At 57.3% G+C, this 23,711-nt stretch carries 20 protein-coding genes; 7 read left to right on the top strand and 13 right to left on the bottom strand.

The features are described 5' to 3' along the window. Positions 1-203: 203 nt before the first annotated feature. On the top strand, positions 204-923 hold the full coding sequence (locus AC2FLD_RS09950; RefSeq protein WP_496669033.1) for a helix-turn-helix domain-containing protein: 720 nt from the start codon (positions 204-206) through the stop codon (positions 921-923). On the opposite strand, the gene AC2FLD_RS09955 is transcribed toward AC2FLD_RS09950, so the two are convergent. The 4 genes from AC2FLD_RS09955 to prfB all read right to left on the bottom strand — a co-directional run bounded on the left by AC2FLD_RS09955 (position 920) and on the right by prfB (position 5,081). After that, positions 920-1,717, bottom strand: a complete 798-nt coding sequence (locus AC2FLD_RS09955) for a DUF2189 domain-containing protein (protein WP_496669036.1) — start codon at positions 1,715-1,717, stop codon at positions 920-922. The genes AC2FLD_RS09950 and AC2FLD_RS09955 overlap by 4 nt on opposite strands. A gap of 25 nt (positions 1,718-1,742) precedes the next feature. Further along, a complete protein-coding gene (locus tag AC2FLD_RS09960) occupies positions 1,743-3,143 on the bottom strand; it encodes an amidase (RefSeq protein ID WP_496669038.1) in 1,401 nt (466 codons plus the stop codon). A gap of 104 nt (positions 3,144-3,247) precedes the next feature. Continuing rightward, positions 3,248-3,952, bottom strand: a complete 705-nt coding sequence (locus AC2FLD_RS09965) for a M50 family metallopeptidase (RefSeq protein ID WP_496669041.1) — start codon at positions 3,950-3,952, stop codon at positions 3,248-3,250. A gap of 1 nt (position 3,953) precedes the next feature. Continuing rightward, positions 3,954-5,081 (bottom strand): peptide chain release factor 2, encoded by a 1,128-nt coding sequence (gene prfB, locus AC2FLD_RS09970; RefSeq protein ID WP_496669043.1) that lies wholly within the window; start codon positions 5,079-5,081, stop codon positions 3,954-3,956. Positions 5,082-5,158: 77 nt separating this feature from the next. Between prfB and AC2FLD_RS09975 the strand changes: the two genes are divergently transcribed. Then, the gene (locus tag AC2FLD_RS09975) at positions 5,159-5,992 is read left to right on the top strand and encodes an aminoglycoside phosphotransferase family protein (RefSeq protein ID WP_496669046.1); all 834 of its coding nucleotides are present in this window, start codon (positions 5,159-5,161) and stop codon (positions 5,990-5,992) included. Here the strand turns inward: AC2FLD_RS09975 and AC2FLD_RS09980 are convergent. The 3 genes from AC2FLD_RS09980 to AC2FLD_RS09990 form a co-directional block, all read right to left on the bottom strand. Then, positions 5,986-8,475 (bottom strand): penicillin-binding protein 1A, encoded by a 2,490-nt coding sequence (locus tag AC2FLD_RS09980; RefSeq protein WP_496669048.1) that lies wholly within the window; start codon positions 8,473-8,475, stop codon positions 5,986-5,988. The genes AC2FLD_RS09975 and AC2FLD_RS09980 overlap by 7 nt on opposite strands. Before the next feature lie 94 nt (positions 8,476-8,569). Beyond that, complete coding sequence (locus AC2FLD_RS09985) at positions 8,570-9,790, bottom strand: N-acetylmuramoyl-L-alanine amidase (protein ID WP_496669049.1); 1,221 nt, start codon at positions 9,788-9,790, stop codon at positions 8,570-8,572. Positions 9,791-9,856: 66 nt separating this feature from the next. Further along, entirely contained in the window at positions 9,857-11,020 is a 1,164-nt protein-coding gene (locus AC2FLD_RS09990; protein WP_496669051.1) for a pyridoxal phosphate-dependent aminotransferase, read from the bottom strand. Between AC2FLD_RS09990 and AC2FLD_RS09995 the strand changes: the two genes are divergently transcribed. The 3 genes from AC2FLD_RS09995 to AC2FLD_RS10005 all read left to right on the top strand — a co-directional run bounded on the left by AC2FLD_RS09995 (position 11,019) and on the right by AC2FLD_RS10005 (position 13,952). Continuing rightward, positions 11,019-12,401 (top strand): M48 family metalloprotease, encoded by a 1,383-nt coding sequence (locus tag AC2FLD_RS09995; protein ID WP_496669053.1) that lies wholly within the window; start codon positions 11,019-11,021, stop codon positions 12,399-12,401. The genes AC2FLD_RS09990 and AC2FLD_RS09995 overlap by 2 nt on opposite strands. Continuing rightward, a complete protein-coding gene (locus tag AC2FLD_RS10000; RefSeq protein ID WP_050602154.1) occupies positions 12,398-13,156 on the top strand; it encodes a DsbA family protein in 759 nt (252 codons plus the stop codon). The genes AC2FLD_RS09995 and AC2FLD_RS10000 overlap by 4 nt, the downstream gene beginning before the upstream one ends. A gap of 220 nt (positions 13,157-13,376) precedes the next feature. Then, positions 13,377-13,952 carry a Rieske (2Fe-2S) protein gene (locus AC2FLD_RS10005; RefSeq protein ID WP_496669054.1) on the top strand — a complete coding sequence of 192 codons (576 nt, stop codon included), beginning with the start codon at positions 13,377-13,379 and terminating at the stop codon, positions 13,950-13,952. A 16-nt stretch (positions 13,953-13,968) separates the two neighbouring features. Here the strand turns inward: AC2FLD_RS10005 and ispG are convergent, their stop codons facing one another. From ispG to hemA, 3 genes are all read right to left on the bottom strand, one after another. Then, a complete protein-coding gene (gene ispG, locus AC2FLD_RS10010) occupies positions 13,969-15,090 on the bottom strand; it encodes a flavodoxin-dependent (E)-4-hydroxy-3-methylbut-2-enyl-diphosphate synthase (protein ID WP_496669055.1) in 1,122 nt (373 codons plus the stop codon). A 71-nt stretch (positions 15,091-15,161) separates the two neighbouring features. Beyond that, positions 15,162-16,367 carry a helix-turn-helix domain-containing protein gene (locus AC2FLD_RS10015; protein ID WP_050602152.1) on the bottom strand — a complete coding sequence of 402 codons (1,206 nt, stop codon included), beginning with the start codon at positions 16,365-16,367 and terminating at the stop codon, positions 15,162-15,164. A 129-nt stretch (positions 16,368-16,496) separates the two neighbouring features. Beyond that, positions 16,497-17,720 carry a 5-aminolevulinate synthase gene (gene hemA / locus AC2FLD_RS10020; protein WP_496669057.1) on the bottom strand — a complete coding sequence of 408 codons (1,224 nt, stop codon included), beginning with the start codon at positions 17,718-17,720 and terminating at the stop codon, positions 16,497-16,499. Between the two features lie 322 nt (positions 17,721-18,042). On the opposite strand from hemA, the gene AC2FLD_RS10025 reads away from it, so the two are divergent. Next, on the top strand, positions 18,043-19,428 hold the full coding sequence (locus tag AC2FLD_RS10025) for a dipeptidase (RefSeq protein ID WP_496669060.1): 1,386 nt from the start codon (positions 18,043-18,045) through the stop codon (positions 19,426-19,428). 135 nt (positions 19,429-19,563) lie between these two features. Here AC2FLD_RS10025 and lpdA read toward each other — a convergent pair whose 3' ends face one another. Further along, entirely contained in the window at positions 19,564-20,958 is a 1,395-nt protein-coding gene (lpdA, locus tag AC2FLD_RS10030) for a dihydrolipoyl dehydrogenase (RefSeq protein ID WP_496669062.1), read from the bottom strand. Between the two features lie 214 nt (positions 20,959-21,172). Between lpdA and AC2FLD_RS10035 the strand changes: the two genes are divergently transcribed. Next, complete coding sequence (locus AC2FLD_RS10035) at positions 21,173-21,610, top strand: hypothetical protein (RefSeq protein WP_496669064.1); 438 nt, start codon at positions 21,173-21,175, stop codon at positions 21,608-21,610. Positions 21,611-21,659: 49 nt separating this feature from the next. Here the strand turns inward: AC2FLD_RS10035 and AC2FLD_RS10040 are convergent, their stop codons facing one another. Beyond that, positions 21,660-22,235 carry a DUF924 family protein gene (locus tag AC2FLD_RS10040; protein WP_050602147.1) on the bottom strand — a complete coding sequence of 192 codons (576 nt, stop codon included), beginning with the start codon at positions 22,233-22,235 and terminating at the stop codon, positions 21,660-21,662. A gap of 109 nt (positions 22,236-22,344) precedes the next feature. Further along, on the bottom strand, positions 22,345-23,622 hold the full coding sequence (locus AC2FLD_RS10045) for an MFS transporter (RefSeq protein WP_496669066.1): 1,278 nt from the start codon (positions 23,620-23,622) through the stop codon (positions 22,345-22,347). Positions 23,623-23,711 lie beyond the last annotated feature (89 nt).

Genomic DNA, 23,711 nt, shown 5'->3' on the forward strand with positions numbered 1-23,711 from the left:
AGGGTCAGTTTTTCCAGATAAAGATCACGCAAAATGGGATAAACCCTATTGCGTTTGCGCTTTTGGGTATTAACCTTTGTGCCGCAACGCGACGTGGGGATACGTTGCTTGGGGTCATTCTGTACGATTTATCTATGCGCATCCAGCTTCGGCCTTGGTGCTCGGATGGTTTCATCTGGAAAAACAACTAAACATGGGCGCCCATGACCGAAGACATCCGCAGTCCTGAAGAACTTCGCGATATGTTCAGCGCGAACCTTCGTCAATTGGCGCGGCAGCATCGCTCGGTCTCGGCCCTGTGTCGTCAGCTTGGCGTGAACCGGACTCAGTTCAATCGGTATCTTTCCGGCGAAAGCGTTCCGCGGCCGGATGTTCTGGATCGGATTTGTCGCTTTTTCGATGTGGACGCCCGCATCCTTCTGAAACCACTGGATGAAATCGAAAAAATAGAAGACCACCCCGCCACCTCGACGCTGACCAAGTTTTTGGGGTCCGGGTCTGACGCCATTGAAAAATCCGCCTTTTCACCAGGGTTTTATGCGGTGATCGAAAGCACTTCGGACGAGCATCGCATGACGTTATTGCACGCCCGACCATTGCCCCAATGCACCTTGATACGTGGATATTTGTCCCGCGCGGCGATGCCCGAAGCAACGCCGCAGGCCCGTGAGATACAAGGGATTGCAGCCGGTAGCGGCGACACCGTTTATATGCTGACCTCCCAGCGGGCCGGTCACAACAGCCGGGTCTATCTGATCTCACCGGACCCGACAGGTACAGCGGTTCAATGGCGTGGGTCGGTCATCAATACAGCCGAGGCGTCCTCTCCGGAACCTGTTGTTCTCAAGTATCTCGGGCACGATTCCGCTGCCATATTTGCCGCTGCGCGCCTGTCCACGAACAATCTTGCACAGCAGGTCTAACCTGTCGCAGATGCGGATGCCTGCGGATTATCGCCCTGCGTGATCTGCCGATAAAGATGCCAACTTGCGTGGCCAAGCAATGGCAAAACCACGAACAGTCCCAGAAACCAGGGCACCATCGCCACGAATGTCAAAATCGCGATAAGCGCCCCCCACCCAAGCATCACGAACAGGTTTTCCTTTACATAGGAAAAGCTTGTGATCATGGCGGTGACAAAGTCCAATTCGCGATCCAACAGCAATGGGATCGAGAGAACAGTGATCATGTAAAGGACGGTTGCAAAAACCGCCCCAACCGCCGTGCCTACGGCCAGCATGGTCAGACCGTTCAGCGTCAGGAACACTTCGGTCGACGTCGAAATATTTGTCATCGTGGCCAGCCCCAGGAACAGGGCAAAGATCATGTGCCCCAAAAAGAACCAGAACAGGAACATCACAACGATGATTGCGCAGATTGAGGGTAACTGCCTGCGGCTTTGCTGCAGCACCACCCCAAAGATCGCACCAATATCCAAGGGCTTACCCTGCTCAATCCGGTACGAGACCTCGTAAAGCCCGACCGCTGCGAAGGGTCCGATCAAAGGAAACCCAATGGCCGCCAGCACCAGCCAGAAGGTTGTTCCGGTCTGCACAGTCACCCACGCCATGGCCCAGCCGGCCAGCACGTAAAAGCCCGCAAAGATCAGCCCGAAAAGCGGTGCGCGGCGGAAATCAGCCCACGCGCGTTGCAATGCAGTACGCAGCATGGCGGTATCGACCGGTCGCAATTCCGGCACACCAAAAGGCTTATCCATGTAGTCTCCTCCTCCCTGTCCGACGTTATGACATCGCCGGTCTCTTGTTTGGCCAATTGGTTTCGGCGTGATAGGCCGCCCCAACCGACAGTAGTTTCTGATCCGCGCCCCGTGGCCCAAACAGCTGGAACCCCATCGGCAGACCGTTTGAACCGAACCCCGCAGGTGCTGCCAGACAGGGCAAACCGATCAGACTGACCGGTACTGTGACGTGCATCCATCGGTGATAAGTATCCATGGCCCGGCCCGCGATACTGGTCGGGTACGGCGTCTCGACCCCGAAGGGCCAGACCTGTGTGGATGGCAGGACCAATGCGTCAAACTGATTGAACAGGTCCACTGCGCGCCGGAACCAGTCCGAGCGAATTAAACTGGCGTGCTGCACCTCCATCGCACGCATCGCCAAACCGCGATCCAGCTCCCACTGCGCTGTGTCTTTCAGATGGTCTTTTTGTGAGGCCAAAGGCTCCAGCCCCGCTGCAACGCTGAAGGACCGCAACGTGATCCAACTGGTCCAAAGCTGTTCAGCATCGAAGGGCGGATCCACGTCTTGCACATCAGCACCAAGCCCTTCAAACACGTTCAAAGCATCTTTGCACAGGTCGAGAATGCCTGGCTCGGTCGGGAACGCCCCGCCCCAATCCCCAAGCCAACCGATCCGCAGCCCCTTCATATCCGCCGCAGCCACCGGAGACACCGGAGCACTTTCAGAGACCAAAGGCAGGCGCGGGTCTGGCCCCGAGATTACGTCGAGCAAGATGCCCAGATCCTCGGGGTTGCGCGCCATGGGACCAAGCGTGGACAGTTGATGCAGAAAGTTATCGCCAACGGGGTCAGATGGCACCCTGCCCCAGCTTGGGCGAAAGCCATAGACGTTGTTCCAGGCCGCCGGATTGCGCAAGCTGCCCATCATGTCGGATCCGTCTGCCAGCGCTACCATACCCGTGGCCAAGGCAACCGCCGCGCCACCGGACGAGCCTCCGCAGGTATGATCCGCGTCATACGGGTTGCGCGTCGCGCCATAAACCGGGTTGAACGTGTGAGAGCCCAATCCAAATTCCGGCGAGTTGGTCTTACCGATCAGAATGGCCCCCGCGTTCCGCATCCGGGCGGCAATCAGATCGTCACTGTCCGGCACGACGCCCTTGAACAAAGGCGATCCGTGAGACGAGACCACACCTGCTACATTGACCAAATCCTTGACCGCAATAGGTAGACCGTGCAGCGGGCCGGTGACTGGGCCGCTGTCGCGCTTCTGTGCCTCGGCCATCAACGCGCTCTGTTCCCGTAGCGCTACAATAGCGTTCACTTCGCCATTCACTTTGGCGATGCGATCCAGGGTGGCGCGCATCACATCCGTGGCTGAAACCTGACGGGTTGCCAGCTGTTTCAAAAGCTCTTTGGCCGATATCCGGGTCAGGTCCATAAAACGCCATTCTGTTGTTGGTCTTCAACAACCTAGCGAGCGGTTCAGCTCATTTAAACCCACTGTCTAAATGTATCTTTTCCTGACTGCACCACTGGACAGCTTCACCTTGTTGCCTGACCAAAATGCAGGTTGCTGTCGGGTCCAAGGCAGTAGCGCAGGCACAAGTAGATCGCGATGCCACTCAACACCAACCATACCCCGCCCCGGATCATCGTGGTTCCGCCGAACTCCTCGGCCAACATGAACGCGTCTGACCGCATCCCAGAGCGCCGGATCGTATCGTCAAAGATATCGAACGGCACGTAGATCACGCTGGTCAGCCCGATCACACGCAGCACAAGGTCGCTGACTTCGCGGCGCAGATACCAGGCCGTGGCGATCATCGCCGCCCCGGTTCCTACGCAGAAAACAAGCGCAAACAGGTCACGGATGTACAACACGGCCACCAGACACATGACACCGCCGAAAACCGCCAGAACGGCGCGGTCGGCCTTTGTCTGCAAAGCAAGGATCAGCAGAACCATACCCAGCATAAGCGATCCAAGATATCCGGCGGTCAGGCTGAGAAACCGGTTGCCGCCCCGGCCGATCACCATTCCACCCTGCTGTGGTGAGATCGAAAAGCTCTCGACAGATCCACCGGTCAAAAGAATCGTCACGGCGTGGGACAGCTCATGCAGGAAGACGGTCAAAATCTTCAGTGGAATCACAACGGGTGTGTTCCAAAGAAGAAAGACCGAACCAGTGATCAGAATAAGCTGCCAGTGCCCTTTCAGCAGGTTCAGGAAAGCGCTCTGGCCTTGCACTTTAGCTGTCGCCCTGCGCCTCGGACCGGCTTTTGCCTGCAACGTTCAGGGCCAGCGTCGCCGCCATGAACCCGTCCAGATCACCATCCAGCACACCCTTGGTGTCCGAGGTTTCGTGATTGGTGCGCAGATCCTTCACCATCTGGTACGGCTGCAACACGTATGACCGGATCTGGTTGCCCCAGCCTGCATCGCCTTTGGCCTCATGCGCGGCGTTGATATCGGCATTCCGGCGGTCCAGTTCCTGTTGATAGAGGCGCGATTTCAGGGCCTTCATGGCAATGTCACGGTTCTGGTGCTGCGACTTCTCGGACGAGGTCACAACAATCCCGGTTGGGATGTGCGTGATCCGTACTGCCGAGTCGGTTGTGTTCACGTGCTGACCACCCGCACCCGAGGATCGGTACGTGTCGATCCGAATATCGGCTGGGTTCACCTCGATCTCGATATTGTCGTCGACCACCGGATAGACCCAGACCGAACTGAACGAGGTATGCCGCTTGGCCGCAGAATCGAACGGCGAAATCCGCACCAGACGATGCACTCCGCTTTCCGACTTCAGCCAGCCATAAGCGTTGTGGCCGGAAATCTTGTAAGCGGCGGACTTGATCCCTGCTTCTTCACCGCCCGTCTCCGATTGCAGCTCGACGGTATAGCCCTTCTTCTCGGCCCAGCGCACATACATCCGCGCCAGCATCGAGGCCCAGTCGCAGCTTTCGGTGCCACCGGCACCCGAGTTGATTTCGAGAAACGTGTCATTGCTGTCAGCCTCGCCGTCCAGCAGAGCCTCAAGCTCTTTCTTAGCGGCTTTGCCATGCAGCGCCTTGATCGCCGCTTCGGCATCCTGAACGACCTCTTCGTCCTCTTCCATTTCGCCCAATTCGATCAGCTCGATATTGTCGCTGAGATCGGTCTTGATGGTTTCATAGGTCTCGATCGCGTCGACCAGCATCTGCCGTTCGCGCATCAGCTTCTGCGCGTTCTCGGGGTTGTCCCACAGGTTGGGATCTTCGACACGCGCGTTGAATTCCTCAAGGCGATGCGGTGCGGTTTCATAGTCCATACGCTGCGCCAGCAGCTCTAGCGACTTTTCGATTTCAGTCACGATGTTCTGGGTTTCGGCGCGCATGGTCTTGTCCCAACTTGCTCAATCAGGCCTGCGTGATAGCAAGAGGTGCGAGACACCACAAGACAGGCAGAACGGGAATGCAGGCTGCACCGGCCGAGATTTTGGAAAGATGGGGTTTGACCCCAATCTCACAGGTATCCGAAACCGCGCACGCGTGGGTGTGGAAGGTAAGGGCTCAGGCTGGTGTTGACCGGGCTTTGAAAGCCTATCGACGTATAGATCGGGGGAATGAGGCCCCCGGCGCACACCTGATGGCAGCCTGGCAAGGTCGCGGGGCCGTTCGGATCGTGAACGAAACGGCAAGTGCTGTGCTGATGGAGTGGTTGGAAGGTCCATCCCTGGGGGACATTGCCCGCAACGGTAATCCGGATCGCGCGGTAAAGCTTTTGGCCCGGGCCGCACAGGGCTTGCATAAACCACCGCAAATCAGTGTGCAGGGGCTGAAGCCATTAGAAAGGGTCTTCGCACCTCTGTTCACTGTTCAATATGCCACCAATTGCCCAGGGTCACTGAGGCGGGACATTGAAAAAGCGACCACCCTTGCCCAAGCCCTGCTAGATGAACAGCCCCATCGCACCGCTCTGCACGGCGACTTTCACCCCGACAACATCATTTTAACGCCTGACGGCCCCAAGATCATTGACGCCAAAGGCTATTTTGGCGACCCGGCTTTTGAGCTGGCGAATGCCTTGCGACACCCCAAAGGGATGCCCGACCTGGTGCGACAACCCACGCAAATTGAGTATTGTCTTTCGCTGTATGCCCGCGCCTTGAACGTACCACGGCTCCGGCTGGCCCAATGGGCCGCCGCAAAATGTGCCTTGTCGATCTATTGGAGATCACGCGGCCCGATCACACAGGATGCAGAGGCCGACTTGCTTCAATTTCTGCTGCGTCACGCCGATCAATAAAGACCACCTGTGCTCAGGTCGCCCTGCGTGGCTTTGGGCCCAACAGTCACCGTCTGACCTGTCGAGGTCTGCACCTGTACGCCTGCGCGCTGCACTTCCTCGAACAACGGCAGGTCCGAACCGATCGCAAAACCGCCATCGTAGACGCGGTCGATAAAGCCATCGACTCCGTCACGGAAGAATTCAGCAACGACATAGTCACCACTGGCATCGTCAGGCAGTCGTGCGCCACTGAACCGGTCGATTTTGATGAAGTGCCCGCCTTCCGGCACTTCGAACGGACCGCCACCGTATTTCTCGACAGCTTTTTCCATGAAGCTCTGGAACACAGGGCCACACATCGTGCCACCATAAGCCCCTCGTCCCATCGGGCGCGGGCGGTCATACCCGATGTAGCAGCCCGCCACGATGTTCGAGGTAAACCCGATGAACCACGCATCCTTGGATTCGTTGGTGGTTCCGGTCTTGCCCGCTGTCGGAACCGGCAGATTCACAACGCGCGATGCCGTACCGCGATCCACCACGCCTTTCATCATCGACGTCAGCTGATAGGCCGTGATGGCGTCCATGACCTGCGCGCGATCTGTCACGAGGGTCGGAGATTCGTCGGGCGCCATCCATGTGGAATCGCAATCCAGACACTGACGATCATCGTGGCGATAGATGGTTTTGCCAAACCGGTCCTGAATACGGTCAACCAGCGTGGGTTCGACCCGCTCACCACCATTTGCAAACATGGCATAGGCGGCGACCATTTTATACAGCGTCGTCTCCTCGGATCCCAGCGAGTTCGCAAGGAAAGCCCCCATCCGGTCGTAGACGCCAAAACGTTCCGCATACCCCGCAACAACCGGCATCGTGACTTCTTGCGCCAGACGGATGGTCATCAGGTTCCGCGACTGCTCGATCCCGGTGCGCAACGGCGTTGGTCCGTAGAATTTGTTTGACGAGTTTTTGGGACGCCACAGTCCCTGTGGGGTGTTCACCTCAATCGGTGCATCCACAACGATGGTAGCCGGGCTATAGCCACTGTCCAGCGCAGCGGCATAGACGAAAGGCTTAAAGGATGAGCCAGGCTGACGCTGCGCCTGCGTGGCGCGGTTGAACACAGTGTCCTGATACGAGAACCCGCCCTGCATGGCCAAAACGCGGCCCGAGTTCACATCCATCGCAACAAAGCCGCCCTGCACTTCGGGCACCTGCCGGGCGGACCATTGCCCCTCTTCCCCGGCCATCACAAGGATCACGTCGCCGCGTTTGAAGTTTGCAGCAAAATCACCCTGCATCCATTTGATGTCCGAGCGCGGGACGGCGCCATCGGCGGGGCCGTCCTCGATACCAACCGTCAATTGCTGGTCGGCCACGTCCAGAACCACAGCCGGATGCCAGCGCGTTGGCAGAACAACGTCACGCGGGATTTCCATGATCGCAAGCGCTTCGCGCCATTGCGCTTCGTCGGTCAGTTGTTCTTCTGCAACGACTTCGCCCGTGCCGCGCCATTTGCCGCGTGAGCGGTCGTATTTCTGCAACGCCTCGCGCAGGGCACGCGCCGCTTCGACCTGCATCTCTTCGTCTACAGACGCACGGACCGTGAAGCCGCCGGTAAAGAACTCACCTTCTCCAAAATCCTCACTCAGTTGACGACGGATTTCATCGGTGAAGTAGTCACGCGGCGGCAAAGCGGTACGGAAGCTTTCGAAATCGCCGTTCTGGACCGAGCGCAACGGCAATTCGACCTCGGTCTGATAGGTCGCCTGATCGATATAGCCGTTCTGATTCATTTCACGCAGAACATAGTTGCGGCGGGCCAGCAGGCGCTCTTTTTGACGAACCGGGTGATAGTCGGACGGTGCCTTGGGCATGGCCGCTAGCATTGCGGCCTCATGCGGGGCCAGTTCCTGCAAGGTCTTGTTGAAATAGGTCTGCGCGGCAGCGGTTACGCCATAGGAGTTTTGGCCCAGAAAGATCTCGTTCATGTAAAGTTCGAGGATCTGTTCCTTGTCCAAGGTATCCTCAAGCCGGGTGGCGAGGATAATTTCCTTGATCTTGCGTTCAGCCCGACGGTCGCCCGACAAAAGGAAGTTCTTCATCACCTGCTGGGTGATGGTCGACGCCCCGCGCACGGTTTCGCCCTTGGTGCGTACGGCCTCAACGCCGGCAGCAATAATGCCGCGCGGGTCATACCCCTGATGGGTATAAAAGTTCTTGTCTTCCGCAGAAATGAAAGCCTGCTTTACCAGATCGGGGATGTCTTCGGACGGGGTGAACAGGCGACGTTCCTGCGCGAATTCGTCGATCAACTGCCCTTCGCCCGAATAAATCCGGCTGATGGTTGGCGGCTTGTATTGGGCCAGCGATTCATGGCTTGGCAGGTCGCGGCCATACATCCAGAACACCGCACCGATTACCAGTGCGACCATGAAGATACCCAAGGTGACGATACTGAAGATCGCCCCGAAAATCGAAAGTATGAACCGGATCACGTTACTGCCTTTTTCTCGCGGTGGTGCCTATATAGTGTCGCACCGCCCAAGGGTCAAAACACCAAGCGTATTCTAGCCGTTTTGCGCCGTAAGGTCACTGGCCAATCAGGGATTTGCGGATCACATCCTGTTGGCGCCAATCCTCAAGCCCCTGATAAATCCCCAGCGTCATTTTTGCCCGCCAATCCGGATCCTTGAGATTTTTTAGATCTCTAGGACTGGACAGAAACCCAAGTTCGACCAGAACCGAAGGGATATCTGCGGCCTTGAGCACCGAAAAAGACGCCGTGCGCAGCGGTTTGCGGTTCATCGGGCCGCCCTGCTGCGCCATACCGTTGGCAATCGCTGTGGCCAGGGACCGTGTGCGTGGCCTGGTCTCTTGCCGCGCGAGGTCCAGCAAGATATCAGCCACCTGATCATCCGAGCCGCTGAGGTCAACACCAGACAGCAAATCCCCGCGATCGTGCCGTTCCGCCAGCTTTGAACTCGCCACGTCCGAGGCGTCCTCGGACAACGTATAAACCGCCGCGCCATGTGCCTGTCCCTCGGACAGGGAATCAGCGTGCAGCGAGATGAACAGGTCCGCCCCGGCCCGATGAGCCAAAGCAATCCGGCGCTCAAGCGAGACGAACTGATCTTCGACCCGCGTCAAGACCACCTCATATCCGCCTGAACGTAAAAGAACTTCGCGCAGCTCGCGTGCGAAGGTCAGCATCAGGGTTTTCTCATCGACCCCACCAACCTCGGCCCCTGGATCTATACCGCCATGCCCCGGGTCCAGCATGACGCGAAGGGGCTGGTCAGCACTGCGGGGTGCTGTTTGCGGCAGGTTGGCGGGTTCAGGCAGGTCCCATCCCGGATTACGTGGCGCGCCCGCAGTTGCGTTGAACGTGTCGAAATCCGTGCCTTTGAGGTTAAGGGTCAACAAAGCCGCGCCAGAGTCTTCGGCGACAGTCAACTGCGCTGTCTCGACCGCCATAGGCGCGCCCAGTTCCAGCACCAGACGCGACCAACCCGGAACGTAGGCCCCGAACTGAACACCGCTGATACGATCAGATTGCAGGAAGTCCCGGGGCTTCAACCCGGTCCAGTCGACCTCGTTAAAATCCAAAACCATCCGGTAGGGATCCTGCAAGGTGAAAATCCGGTACGGCACCCCCTGGCTGAGGCCGATATCCACCCGCACGCCAGTGCGCCCGACGTCTGTTATGCGGCTTTGGTCCGGCTGAATACGCGCCAGAGCGCTGAAGTCTTGCGCGACCGCGCCACTCGCCAGCGCCCAGATCAGAGCGATGCAAAAGAAGATCCTGCTCATAGCCTCAAGTTTTCCCGAGATCGTTTGGATCGAACCCTACACCACACGGGGAACTTTGTGAACGGTTCAAACCTGCGCGCCAACGGCCTTTCGGTCCGCCATAAAACGCTGCAAACGGGCAAGACCTTCCTTGATATCACCCGTCGCACGGGCGTAGGAAAAGCGCAGGGTTGTATGACCCCTTTGCGGGTCGAAATCCAACCCCGGCGTGACCGCGACACCTGCCTTTTCCAGAATCTCTGCCGCAAAGGCTCGGCTGTCATTGGTCAGGTCAGACACATCGGCATAGACATAAAACGCGCCATCAGGCGGGGCGATGTTTGCGAACCCGGCCTTGGGCAGCCCCGCAAGCATCAGTGCACGATTTTGGCGATAGACGTCCAGATTGGCCTGCAATTCGTCTTCGCAATCCATCGCGGCCAATGCCGCGACCTGGCTGGCATGGGGGGCGCAAATGAACATGTTTTGGGCTATCCGTTCGACCACACGCACCTGATCCTCGGGCACGACCATCCATCCAACGCGCCAGCCGGTCATCGAAAAGTACTTTGAGAATGAGTTGATCACATAACACTCATCCGTCAGCTCCAGCGCGGACACGGCTTTGGCTTCGTATTCCAGCCCGTGATAGATTTCGTCGCTGATGAACGACGCCCCTTGCCCACGCCCGGCTTCAATCAGCGCGCCCATAGCTGCATGATCCAGCATTGTGCCGGTTGGGTTTGCAGGCGAGGCAACCATTAGACCTTTCAGGTCCATCCCTTGAATATCCTTGGCTACGGGCTGCAACCTGTTTTCCGGCGCGGTTGGCAGATCGACGGGCACCAGCCCCAGCGCTTTGAGGATCTGGCGGTAGGACGGATAACCGGGCGCGCCGATGCCAACCCGGTCCCCGCTGTCGAACAACGCTGTGAAGGCCAGCAGAAACCCGCCTGAGGATCCAGGGGTGATCACCACTCGATCCGGGTTCAGGTCAACATCATACCATTCGCCATAAAGCCGCGCGATCCGTTGCCTGAGCGCGGGCAGCCCCAAAGCCACCGTGTAACCCAAAGGACCCTGTTCCATTGCCTTTGCCAGGGCTTCGGTTGCCCCTTGAGGAGCACCAGTTCCGGGCTGTCCCACTTCCATGTGGATGATGTGGCGTCCGGCCTCTTCCGCCTTGCGCGCGGCCTCCATCACGTCCATCACAATAAACGGATCGACCCCGGACCGGGTTGAGTTTCTCATGCCCATCTCCCATGTTGCAGCCATGGCTTTTGAACGCGTATCCAGGCTGGCGTCAATCCCGGCTCTGATGCTTGCAGCTGTCGTCTGGCTCGTGGCGGCGGCGCAAGCCCATGCGCAAAGCCTGATCCGTGATCCTGATATCGAATATGGGCTGCGTGAACTGGCCTTTCCTGTGCTTCGCGCTGCCGGGTTAAACACCAATCGCGTTCAGATTCTGGTGGTCAATGACAACACGTTCAACGCTTTCGTCATCGACTACAACGCGATCTATGTGAATTACGGCCTGATTCTGAGCGTCGAGAGCCCTGAAATGCTGCAAGCCGTCATCGCGCACGAAGCCGCCCATATCGCCAATGGCCATCTGGCGCGACGGGCCGAGAACCTGAAGGCAGCACGGCGCAATGCCGGCCTTGGCACCGCTCTGGCCCTGCTGGCGGCGGCTGCCGGTGGTGGCGAAGCAGCCATCGGCATCGCCGCAGGTACTCAGGGCGCGGCCCTTCGCAGTTTTCTGGGCCACACTCGTGCCGAAGAATCCTCGGCCGATCGAAGTGCCGCCAGCTATCTGAGATGGGCCCAAATTTCTCCCAGCGGCATGGTCGAGCTGCACCGGAAGTTCGCTGGTCAGGAATTGCTGAGCGTTGCCAATCAGGACCCTTACATGCGGTCGCACCCAACAAGCCGCGAACGCCTGCGTGCCGCCGAAGCTTTTCTGGACGAATTTGGTGACAGGGCCGTGCCCAATTCCAGTGCCGATTACTGGTTCGCCCGCGTCAAAGGCAAGCTGTCAGCATTCCTGCGGTCGCCAAGCTGGACTTTGCGGCGTGCCAAAGAAGAATCCGACCGTGACATCCGGCTGATGCGCGAGGCATCGGCATATCACCAGAACCGCGACCTGTCCCGCGCCCGTGCCGCCATAGATGAGGCGCTGACCATCCGCCCAAATGACCCATTCTATTACGATCTAAAAGGGCAAATCCTTTTGGAAAACAGGCAGATAAACGACGCAGTGCAAGCGTTTCAGAGCGCCGTGGAAATGGCTCCGAACAACGCGCTGATCCTTGCAGGTTATGGACGCGCCTTGCTGGCGCAGGGCGAAACCGATCAGGCCCTGACGGCACTGGAACAGGCCCGTTCCCGAGATTTTCGCAACGCGCGCCTGATGCAGGATTTGGGTGTGGCCTATTCAAAGGTTGGTAATAACGGTATGGCATCAACCGTGACGGCAGAGCGGTATGCGCTGCAAGGGCGGCTGGAAGATGCCGGAATTCACGCGAAACGCGCCGTAGCGCGACTGCCCGAAGGTTCACCGGGTTGGCAAAGGGCACAAGACGTGTTGATTGCGTCGGAACGATTCAAGAAAAGCAAAAGGAAACGGAAATGATCCTCAGACATGCTGCACCCGCCCTTCTGGGGCTTTCCATGGCGGCGACCTCGGCGCAGGCGCTGGACCTGAACGCATTGAGCGATGCCGAAAAGGCCGAATTCGGCGCGCAGGTGCGCGAATACCTTCTGGAAAACCCCGAAGTGATCATCGAGGCGATCAACATTCTCGAACAACGCAACGCTGCTGCCGAAGCTGTTGCAGACAAAGAGCTGGTCACAGCCAACGCGGACGAGCTGTTCAACGATGGCTATAGCTGGGTCGGTGGCAATCCGGACGGGGATATCACTCTGGTCGAATTCATGGATTACCGCTGTGGATATTGCCGCCGTGCTGTCCCCGAAGTGGCCAGCCTGCTGGCCGAAGACGGCAACATCCGTCTGGTTATCAAGGAGTTCCCGATTCTGGGTGACGCGTCTGTCCTGTCTTCGCGCTTTGCCGTCGCCACCAAGCACGTGGCTGGCGACGATGCCTACAAGCAGGTCCATGACGCCCTGCTGGAGTTCACCGGCGAGCCTTCTGAAGTCTCGCTGCGCCGCATCTCGGACGGTTTGGGTCTGGACAGCGATGCAATCATTGCCGCGATGGACAGCGACCGCGTGTCGGACGAAATCACCCGCACCCGCGCGCTGGCGCAGCGAATGCAGATTTCGGGCACCCCGTCCTTTGTTCTGGGCACCGAAATGCTGCGTGGCTTCCTGCCCGCCGATCAGATGAAGCAAATTGCGGACGGCGTACGCGCAGAACAGGGTTAAGGAAGTGGGGCGGCATCGCCGCCCTACACCACGCATAGGCCAGAGTTTTGTCGTTTCTCTAATTCAAGGCTTTAGAAGTATCTGATTGGAGTAAACCACGGGTTACTTTACTGACGCTGTATGCATCTCAGTAGATCGAAACCGCTTCCAGCGGTGAATGCATTTAGATAATTATTCTACCTGAACGCGGTTAATTGTACCGATTCAGAGCAGACAACAAATGAAAAACAGGGGTCCTCTCGTTTACTATGTAACGGCAGGTTGGGCCTTGCTGACCGTTGTGGCAGGACTGTTTTTTCTAACTTCCAGCACGAAACCTACAGCTGACGTCAAAGCCAAATATCAATCCAGCGTACACTCTGTCCCGACAAAAAACTGGGAACCCGGTGATGCCAAAACTCTTCTATTTGATGGGAAACCCGTTGTGCTGTGGCGTCGCGACCTTACCGAAATGGCCGCAGCGATGGCCCAGCTCGACCCAAGCATAACTCAGGAAGATTGGTCTGCAGTTCTGAATGACGGATCTCTTACACGCGACCTCGACAAAGAGGCCTTCGCCCAACTGGAATGGCTGATCGTCAGCCCCATAAATGTCGGGGGATATGGATGCATCGTTCAAACAAACGCTGGGGACTACGGTGGATTCTTCGATCCATGCCTAGCCGTACATTTTGATTTGTGGGGCCAGCCCAGAAAAGGCCCAACCAACCAAAATCTAAGAGTACCGCCAGTTCATTTCAGTGAAGACCGGCAGTTCGTTTTTGTTGACCTTGCAGAAATGCCTTCGACGAAATGATCCTGACGATACACATCTACTCCGCTGCCTCTGCTGCGGCGTCCAGTTCTGCTGCTTTCTTCTCAACCTGTTCAACGATGTGTTCAATCATCTGATCGTTCGACATCTTGTGGCTGGCTTTGCCCGCCAGATAAACCATTCCGGACCCTGCCCCGCCACCGGTAAAGCCAACATCCGTCATCAGCGCCTCACCCGGACCGTTTACGACGCAACCTATGATCGACAGAGACATGGGCGTCTTGATGTGTTCCAGCCGATGCTCCAGCGCTTCGACGGTTTTTATGACGTCGAAGCCTTGCCGCGCGCAGGACGGGCATGAGATTATGTTCACGCCGCGATGACGAAGCCCCAGCGACTTGAGGATTTCGAACCCGACCTTCACCTCTTCCACTGGATCTGCGGACAGGCTGACGCGGATCGTGTCACCGATCCCCATCCACAACAGGTTGCCCAAACCGATGGCGGATTTGATGGTGCCGCTGACCAACCCTCCGGCTTCGGTGATGCCCAGATGGATCGGTGCGTCGGTAGCTTCGGCAATGCCCTGATAAGCAGCGGCAGACAGGAAAACGTCGCTGGCCTTCACGCTGATCTTGAACTCGTGAAAGTCGTTGTCCTGCAGGATGCGGATATGTTCCAGTCCGCTTTCGACCATCGCCTCGGGGCACGGCTCGCCGTATTTCTCAAGCAGATGCTTTTCCAGTGACCCCGCGTTGACCCCGATACGGATCGAACAGTTGTGATCGCGCGCGGCCTGGATGACCTCTTTCACGCGGGTTTCATCCCCGATATTACCCGGATTGATGCGAAGGCAGGCTGCCCCCGCCTCAGCGGCTTCGATGCCACGGCGATAGTGAAAGTGAATATCTGCCACGATTGGCACCGGACTTTCGCGCACGATCTCTTTCAGCGCTTTGGACGATGCCTCATCCGGGACCGAGACGCGCACGATATCCGCGCCCGCCTCAGCCGCCGCCTGAACCTGCGCCACGGTGCCTGCCACATCGGTGGTCAGCGTGTTGGTCATGGTCTGCACCGCAATGGGCGCATCACCCCCAACAGGGACATTGCCGACCATGATTTGACGGGATTTGCGACGGTATATGTCGCGCCAGGGACGTACGTGATTGAGGGACATAAGGACGGATCCGCATCTGCCTGAGTTGCGACAGTAGATAGTTCGGCAACCGGGTTATCGCAATGGCTAGATCACTCGGCGGGCGCTTCTGTCGCCTCGGTCTGGAGTTCCGCCACCAGTTGCTTGAGCGCGCTGTTCTGCTCTGCCTCAAGATCGGCCACCGCATAGGTCTCGGATACTGCGTCTTTCGACAGGACAACCCCTTTGGCAACGGTGCCTGGTGCGCCCGCCGGGCCGTAATGTTCACCATTCATCGAGAAATAAACCGACCCGGATGCGCCCGCACGCAATGACGGCGGCTCTTCGGTCAACGGCACTTCAAATACGCTACCCTGCTCAACCGTGCCCAGCGTGCCTTCGAAAATGACGCTGCCATCCGCAGCCGTCACACGCATCCAAGCGGGGTCAACGGCCACGATCTTGAGCATTGTGTCGATCTGTTCGACCACCTGCGGTAGCGCCGGACGTTCAACTGTGTGGAACTCAGCCACTTCGAACTTTGGCAATTCCGGTGGACGGAAGGTACCCACCTCGCGTGGATCAAGAGTGGATATCGGTGCATCACGGGCCACCAGAACCGGTACGTCCAGCGCCTGAGGACGATAAAGACGATCCAATGCTTCGGTGCTCGCAGTTTCCACTTCGGCATCAGCAGCACTGCTGCGCGCCGCATCAAGCGGATCGAGATCCGACAGGACCACCGGTGCCTGTTCGACTGGGCTGACCTGAACCTGCTGAATCTTGTTCAAAACAGCCCAGCCGCCATAGCCGATGCCGCCAATCACCGCCAACAACACCAGCGATGAGCCGATGGCGCGCGGTTCAATCTGACTGACCAGGGGTTCTTTGCCCGGAATGAAGGGCGTGTTGGGCGAGATAAACGGATCGCGCCCCATCGGGCCACGCGCTGGCAGTCCGCCAGTGGGCTTGCGAACCACGGACGCCTCGGCCGACATGCCGTGCGCCACCTCAAACCCGCTTTCCATACAGAAGGTTGCAAAGGTGTCATCAGGGTTCATACCCAGATACCGCGCATAAGAACGCACATACCCGGCTATGAAGCCGGGTGTGTCAAACGCATCGGGATCGGCGTTTTCAATTGCAGCAATGTAGTTGGCTTTGATCCGCAGCTCGCGTTGAACGTCCAAAAGAGATTTGCCCATCGTTGCGCGTTCGCCGCGCATCTTGTCGCCTAGACGAATCTCGTAATCGTCAAACCCTTTTGGTCTGACATCCACGTCCTCTTCGGAATTGCGCTGTGATCTGCGCCCAATCATCCCTGCTGCCCCATTCTGCCTGTCGCGTATTTCGCGTTAGCGGCGAATCATCTCAACAATGATTCGTCTGCTTATTTTGTTAGCGTAAGCTTAACACGCGGCAAACTCGTTGCACACTTTGGCGTGAGGTTATCCGGCAAGTTCGGCGCGATTTAGCGCACAATGTGACCAAAGTTCGTCCATCGCCTGCACCAAACGGTTCATTTCGTCGGGTCCATGCACCGGAGACGGGGTAAAACGAAGCCTTTCGGTTCCGCGCGGGACGGTCGGGAAATTGATCGGTTGCACGTAAATGCCATAATCGTCCAGCAGCATGTCACTGAGCTTTTTGGTGTGCACAGGGTTGCCGACGATCACGGGCACGATGTGACTGCCGTGATCGATCAATGGCAGACCCATCCCCTTCAGCCGCAGCTTGAGGATCTTTGCCTGGGTCTGATGCTGATCTCGTAGATCCTGCGCGGTCTTTAGATGCGCAACCGAAGCAACAGCCCCAGCTGCAACAGCAGGCGGTAGCGATGTGGTAAAGATGAAGCCCGGCGCGTAAGAGCGCACGGCGTCACACATCTTGGCGCTGGCCGCGATATAGCCGCCCATCACGCCGTACGCCTTGGCCAGAGTGCCGTTGATAATGTCGATCCGATGGGCCAGGCGATCCCGCTCGGTCAGGCCGCCACCACGTGGGCCGTACATGCCGACCGCGTGCACTTCGTCGATGTAGGTCAGCGCGCCAAATTCATCCGCCAGATCGCAGATCTCTTCGATCGGGCCAAAATCCCCATCCATCGAATAGACCGACTCGAAAGCGATCAGCTTGGGCGCCTGCGGATCGTCTGCTTCAAGCAGCTCGCGCAGATGCGCCACGTCATTGTGCCGGAAGATACGCTTGGCACCGCCGTTGCGGCGCACACCTTCGATCATCGAGGCATGGTTCAGCGCGTCGGAATAGATGATCAGACCGGGAAACAGTTTGGGCAGCGTGCTGAGCGTCGCATCATTGGCGATATACGCGCTGGTGAACAGCAGCGCGGCTTCTTTGCCGTGCAGATCAGCCAGCTCGGCCTCAAGCCTTTTGTGGTAGACCGTGGTGCCAGAGATGTTGCGCGTACCGCCCGAGCCTGCGCCTGCGGCGTCAACGGCCTCGTGCATGGCATTCAGAACAACCGGATGCTGCCCCATGCCCAAGTAGTCGTTGCCGCACCATACAGTGATGTTCTGCTGTGACCCATCCGGGCGCGTGCGCACCGCATGTGGGAAATGTCCATTGCGACGTTCGATGTCGATAAAGGTCCGATAACGTCCTTCATCATGCAGCCTGGCAATCGCTGAATCGAGCTGAGCAGTATAGTCCAACGGACCCTCCTTGAGCGCCCAATATCGGTTTCCCCTGGGCAAATAGTCTGCCACTTATACAGTGTACCCTGCTTTGGCGGCTTTGTGTTCCTTTATACAGCTGGTTACAGCCGAACATGTGAACCCAACTTTGATTTGCATCAAATAGAAGGTTGCGCCTTCTACGACAAGTATTGTTACGGCCATCGAACGCGTGGAAACGACGCAGGCACCGCTTTGTTACAATACTTCGCGCGATCGCTTTGGTTTTCCCTGCAACCACTCTGGACGGCGCTGATCACGCTGTTAGGGTTCGCCAAACCTAGAAAAGCAGGAGCCCCCTATGCCGCTAGACACCGTGCTGAACCGGATTGACGATGATCTTAACGCCTCGATCGACCGCCTAATGGAGTTGCTGCGGATACAGTCCATTTCGACCGATCCCGCATTTAAAGACGAGGTCAGCCGCGCCGCAGATTGGCTGGTCACCGATCTGCGCAGTATCGGAATTGACGCGGAAAAACGGGAAACTCCGGGCCACCCCATGGTTGTCGGTCATGTAGGAGAAGACTCGGACGCCCCGCATATCCTGTTTTACGGCCATTATGATGTGCAGCCAGTCGATCCGCTGAATCTGTGGACCAGCGCGCCCTTCGATCCTGCCATCGAAGACACCGCGCACGGACCTGTCATCCGCGGGCGCGGCGCATCTGACGACAAAGGGCAACTGATGACCTTTGTCGAAGCCTGTCGCGCCTGGAAGGCCGTGCATGGATCCCTGCCCTGCCGCATCACCTTCTTCTTTGAGGGCGAGGAGGAATCGGGCTCTCCGTCACTGGTCCCGTTCCTCGAGGAAAACGCGGCAGAGCTCAAAGCGGACCTCGCACTGGTCTGCGACACCTCGATGGTCTCACGCGGGGTTCCATCCATTGCTGCCCAACTTCGCGGAATGCTGAAGGATGAGTTCACCATCATAGGGCCCCGCATCGATCTGCATTCTGGCCATTACGGTGGTCCTGGTCTGAACCCGCTGCGTGAGATGTCAAAAATCGTCGCCTCGTTCTACGATGATGAAACCGGGCGCGTTGCGGTTGAGGGCTTTTACGAAGGCGTCCACGAAGTGCCAGATGACCAATTGCGACAATGGCAAAACTGCGGTTTCGACGAAGCAGACTACCTGAATTCGGTCGGCTATACCCAACCACATGGCGAAAAGGGATATTCGACACTCGAACAGCAATGGGCGCGTCCAACGCTCGAGGTGAACGGCCTGTGGGGCGGCTACAATGGAGCGGGCTCGAAAACCGTGATTCCATCGGAAGCGCATTGTAAAATCACCTGCCGCCTCGTGGGGGACATGGACCCCGATGCACTGCGTACAAAAATTCGCAAACATGTAGAGGAGCGCTTGTCTCCGGACGCCAAAGTGGTCTGGGACAACGACCTGGAAGGCTCTCCCGCTTCGGTCATGAACATCAACCGCCCTGAATTCGAAGCCGCGCGCGCCGCACTTTCGGACGAATGGGATCGCGAGGCCGTCTTTACCGGGATGGGCGGGTCAATTCCTGTCGTCGGGTATTTCAACACCGTACTGGGGCTTGATTCGATGCTGGTTGGCTATGCAAACGACGATGATGCCATCCATTCTCCGAATGAGAAATATGACGTCAAAAGCTTCCACAAGGGCATCCGCTCCTGGGCCCGTATTCTGGATGCTTTGAACAAATAGACGGTTTTTTGCGAGGCTCTGCCTCGCGCTCCGGGATATTTTCGGCCAGATGAAGTACGGATCCCCTGCTTCATCTGGCTATAAATATCCCGGCGGAGTCGCGGCTTGCCGCGGCGGGGGCAGAGCCCCCTTTCCTTACATGTGGATCACGCGATCATACGCATCAAGCACGCTTTCATGCATCATCTCTGACAAGGTTGGGTGTGGGAAAACGGTGTTCATCAGGTCCTCCTCGGTGGTCTCCAACTGGCGACCTACGACATATCCCTGAATCAGTTCCGTCACTTCCGCGCCAATCATATGTGCGCCAAGCAGCTCTCCCGTCTTGGCATCAAAGACGGTCTTGATCAGACCTTCCGGCTCGCCCAGAGCAATCGCCTTGCCGTTGCCGATGAAGGGGAAGCGACCGACTTTGATGTCATACCCCAGCTCTTTGGCTTTGGCTTCGGTGTATCCCACGGATGCCACCTGAGGCTGGCAGTAGGTGCATCCCGCAATGCTCTCGGGTTTGACCGGATGCGCATGTTGACCCGCGATCAGGTCCGCGACCATGACGCCTTCGTGGCTGGCCTTGTGTGCCAGCCAGGGCGCGCCCGCGATGTCACCGATTGCATACAAACCTTCGACACCGGTGCGGCAATATTCATCCGTCACAACATGGGTCCGATCGATCTTGACCCCCAAAGCTTCGAGCCCAAGGTTCTCGACATTGCCGACAATGCCAACGGCCGAGATCACGGTGTCAAAATCGTGCTTCTCAACCTTGCCCTTGACCTCAATATGAGCCGTCACTTTGCCTTTGCCGCGGTCCAGTTGCTTGACCATGGCTTTTTCCATGATGGTCATGCCTTGCTTGGTGAACGCCTTTTTCGCCAATGCGCTGATCTCGGCATCTTCTACGGGCAGCACCCGGTCCATCACTTCGACCACGGTCGTATCTGCGCCCAGCGTGTTGTAGAAGCTGGCAAATTCGATGCCGATCGCGCCTGAACCGATGACCAGCAGTTTCTTCGGCATCCGCGGCGGTTGCAACGCATGTTTATAGGTCCACACCAGATCACCATCCGCCTCAAGCCCCGGCAATTCCCTTGCGCGAGCACCGGTCGCCAGAATGATGTTCTTGGCGGTGAGTTCTTCGGTGCCCTTGTCGGTCTTGACGCTTACCTTGCCCTTGGCCGGAATTGTTGCCTCGCCCATCACAACAGCGACCTTGTTCTTCTTCAGCAGATGGCCAATCCCGCCCGAGAGTTGCCCGGCCACGCCCCGCGATCTTTTGACCACCGCGTCCAGATCGTAGCCGATCTTATCGGCCTTCAAGCCAAACTCCTTGGCGCGTTCCATCAGATGAAACACCTCGGACGATCGCAATAGCGCCTTGGTCGGGATACAGCCCCAGTTCAGGCAAATGCCACCCAGATGTTCGCGTTCGACAACAACGGTTTTCAGACCCAACTGGGCGGCACGGATTGCAGCGACATAGCCGCCGGGGCCAGCCCCGATTACGATCAGATCATAAGATTGTGCAGCCATGTGTCCCTCTCGGCGCAGGTGTTGAGAAATTAGTTTACCATTAAACTACTTTTCGAAACACATCAACAGGACCTCCCCGCGACAAATGCGACGCAGGGTAAGCAATATCTGAAGACATGGATTTCAGCCTATACCCAAGGCCCGGCTCTGGCTAGAACAGAACCGCCGACACCGTTCGAGCATTTCTTATCAAAAGACATTCAAGAGGCTGACCATGGCGAAAACACTCAAAGACCTGCTGCTTGCTCTGCTCAACGCTACATTAATCCTTGTGGCGCTGTGCCTGTTTCTGGGCTGGCAGCTTGCGTCAAAGGTTGAGAGCATTACAGCAGAGTTTTCCGAAACCGTGCAGGCCGTTGCCCCGATCCGGGTCGAGACGAAAGGTATTCGAACAGAGCTTGCTGCATTGCGCGAAGACTTGTCAGCGCTGTCACTGGAAGCCCCTGCTGGTGCAAATAGCCAAGTTGCACAGGATATCAGGTCAACCCTGGCCCGGCTGAACAGCTTGGATAAAAAGCTGCAAGCAGTACAGGAACGGTTAATAAATCTGGCAGATGAGCCTCAAGTTCTGATCGCTCAGACAATCGAAAACGGCGCGGACGTCGTATCCGCGCGCATTTTGGAGTTCAAAGGTTGTGAACCGGGATCGTAAGCCCGAGCCGCGCCATTTGCGCGCGGCCTCTCAACCAGTTTCGGTACGCTCAGACAGCCGCCTGAAGTTCGCGCACGGTTGCACCGTATCCGCCCATATCGACATACTCGACTTCGTGCGGCGTCGAATTGCGCGACAGCGCTTCGTTCCGATAGGGGAACCGGCCAAACTTGCGGATGACTTCGCGATGGGCCCGTGCGTGTAGCAGGTTGCTTGTGTCACGGCTGAGGTTTTCACAGATCAGCCGCACACAGCGTTCCTGATCGCACAGGTTTTCCGAGTGCATCATCGGCAGGTAAAAGAACTGCCGCGCCGGTTCGTCGATCTTTTTGTCCCAACCTTTGTCGACCGCGCATTTCGCTGCCGCCAAAGCCGCCTTGTCCGTCGCGAAAGCACGCGCCTGACCTCGGAACATGTTACGTGAAAACTGGTCTGTCAGAATAACATAAGCCAGTGCACCGCTGGGATACGTGAGCCAGAGTGAAAACTTTCCCTCGGCCGCAGCCTCCCAAGTGGATAAGAAACGTTCGCGGATCTCTGCGTCCAGCGCGTCATCCTGAATATACCAGCCCTTTGGGCCAACTTTATCTAACCAAAAACTCAATACTTCTTCAGGCGTTGCCATTGCCTTAAACTCCGTCTTGTGCCCACATCCGGGACGTAACGTCATTTAAGTCCGTTTTACAGAACTGTTACAGTAACATATTGCAACATAGTCGACATAAATCCGTGTCTTAAGCAGTTTCTTGCGCGGCTTCTTCGACTTCGGCTTCGGCTGCTTCGATCGCAACCTCCTGCGCAACCTCAAGAGCAACAGGCGAGGCGGTCGGATACATGGGCGACATGGTGCCAGTTTCGTCCACTGGGATCGCGGCACGCTGCGTCATCCGGTACGCGGCATAAACGGCCAGAAAGAAAAGCAGCACCGAAATGATCAGGAAAAAGCCTGGCGGGCCGAATACAGCCTTTCCCATCAACCAACCGGTGATCAGTGGACCAGCGATGGCACCCAGCCCGTTAATGAAAACCAGACCGCCGGATGCCGCCGCCATATCCTCATGATCAAGAAAGTCATTGGTGTGTGCAATAAGCAATGAATACAATGGGTTGGACATTCCCCCGATGAAAAACGCCGATACAAGCAGGATTTCAAAAGTTACCCCGTAGAGCATTCCCGAAAGGGATGCGACTGCCCCTGACGCCGATACCAAAAGGATCAATAAACGCCGATCCATACGATCGGAAAACCAACCTAGCGGATACTGCAAAACAACTGCGCCGATGTAGAACGCGGCAACGAAGATCGAAATCTCAACCAAGCTCAGCCCTGCCTGCGCGCCGTATACCGCTGACATACCAAATTGAGCAGAGAATACCCCGCCCAGAAGGAACAAGCCAACACATCCCAGCGGCGATTTGTTCATCAACTCGCGCAAGGTCATAGGTTTGGTGGTATCAAAGGCCGGTGTCGGTGAAATAGATAGCAAAATCGGGGCAAAAGACACAGAAACGAGGATTGAGGCGATTACGAAGGTCTCATAACCCGCCGGATCGCCCACAAGGAATAGGGCTTGGGCGCCGATGATCCCTGACATCTGAACGATCATATACAGGGACAATGCCTGTCCTCGATTTTCATTGTTCGCCGCGTTGTTGAGCCAGCTTTCTGCGGTGACATACACGCCCGAGAAACAAAACCCGATGATCACACGCCCCAAAACCCAAGCGATTGGGTTGGTCATCATCGGGTACATGATCATGACAGCAGAAATAAAAGACGCCAGCGCCGCGAAGACCCGCACATGCCCAACGCGCCGGATCATTTCCGGCGCAAGACGTGAGCCGCCCAGAAAGCCGACAAAGTAGGCTGACATCACAAAGGACATTTGTAGAGTCGAAAAGCCTTCGATCTCACCACGGACACCCAGAAGCGTGCCTTGAAGGCCGTTTCCGACCATCAGCAACCCCATGCCGAGCAGCAACGCCCACGCGCTGGAAAGGACCTGAATCATTGGGGTCTCCGAATTATGCTTCCGAAACTTGCGAGTCTTCGTGCGACCAATGCCTACGACTGTCGCGCTTGTCTACGACATCGTGCGGT

It is taken from the genome of Ruegeria sp. CDSA021, assembly GCF_059612325.1.

Coding starts and splice junctions, on each gene's coding strand:
- AC2FLD_RS09950 (WP_496669033.1), top strand. CDS start 204: ATGACCGAAGACATCCGCAGTCCTGAAGAACTTCGCGATATGTTCAGC.
- AC2FLD_RS09955 (WP_496669036.1), bottom strand. CDS start 1,717: ATGGATAAGCCTTTTGGTGTGCCGGAATTGCGACCGGTCGATACCGCC.
- AC2FLD_RS09960 (WP_496669038.1), bottom strand. CDS start 3,143: ATGGACCTGACCCGGATATCGGCCAAAGAGCTTTTGAAACAGCTGGCA.
- prfB (WP_496669043.1), bottom strand. CDS start 5,081: ATGCGCGCCGAAACCCAGAACATCGTGACTGAAATCGAAAAGTCGCTA.
- AC2FLD_RS09975 (WP_496669046.1), top strand. CDS start 5,159: ATGCAGGCTGCACCGGCCGAGATTTTGGAAAGATGGGGTTTGACCCCA.
- AC2FLD_RS09985 (WP_496669049.1), bottom strand. CDS start 9,790: ATGAGCAGGATCTTCTTTTGCATCGCTCTGATCTGGGCGCTGGCGAGT.
- AC2FLD_RS09995 (WP_496669053.1), top strand. CDS start 11,019: ATGCCCATCTCCCATGTTGCAGCCATGGCTTTTGAACGCGTATCCAGG.
- AC2FLD_RS09990 (WP_496669051.1), bottom strand. CDS start 11,020: ATGAGAAACTCAACCCGGTCCGGGGTCGATCCGTTTATTGTGATGGAC.
- AC2FLD_RS10000 (WP_050602154.1), top strand. CDS start 12,398: ATGATCCTCAGACATGCTGCACCCGCCCTTCTGGGGCTTTCCATGGCG.
- AC2FLD_RS10005 (WP_496669054.1), top strand. CDS start 13,377: ATGAAAAACAGGGGTCCTCTCGTTTACTATGTAACGGCAGGTTGGGCC.
- ispG (WP_496669055.1), bottom strand. CDS start 15,090: ATGTCCCTCAATCACGTACGTCCCTGGCGCGACATATACCGTCGCAAA.
- AC2FLD_RS10015 (WP_050602152.1), bottom strand. CDS start 16,367: ATGATTGGGCGCAGATCACAGCGCAATTCCGAAGAGGACGTGGATGTC.
- AC2FLD_RS10025 (WP_496669060.1), top strand. CDS start 18,043: ATGCCGCTAGACACCGTGCTGAACCGGATTGACGATGATCTTAACGCC.
- lpdA (WP_496669062.1), bottom strand. CDS start 20,958: ATGGCTGCACAATCTTATGATCTGATCGTAATCGGGGCTGGCCCCGGC.
- AC2FLD_RS10035 (WP_496669064.1), top strand. CDS start 21,173: ATGGCGAAAACACTCAAAGACCTGCTGCTTGCTCTGCTCAACGCTACA.
- AC2FLD_RS10040 (WP_050602147.1), bottom strand. CDS start 22,235: ATGGCAACGCCTGAAGAAGTATTGAGTTTTTGGTTAGATAAAGTTGGC.
- AC2FLD_RS10045 (WP_496669066.1), bottom strand. CDS start 23,622: ATGATTCAGGTCCTTTCCAGCGCGTGGGCGTTGCTGCTCGGCATGGGG.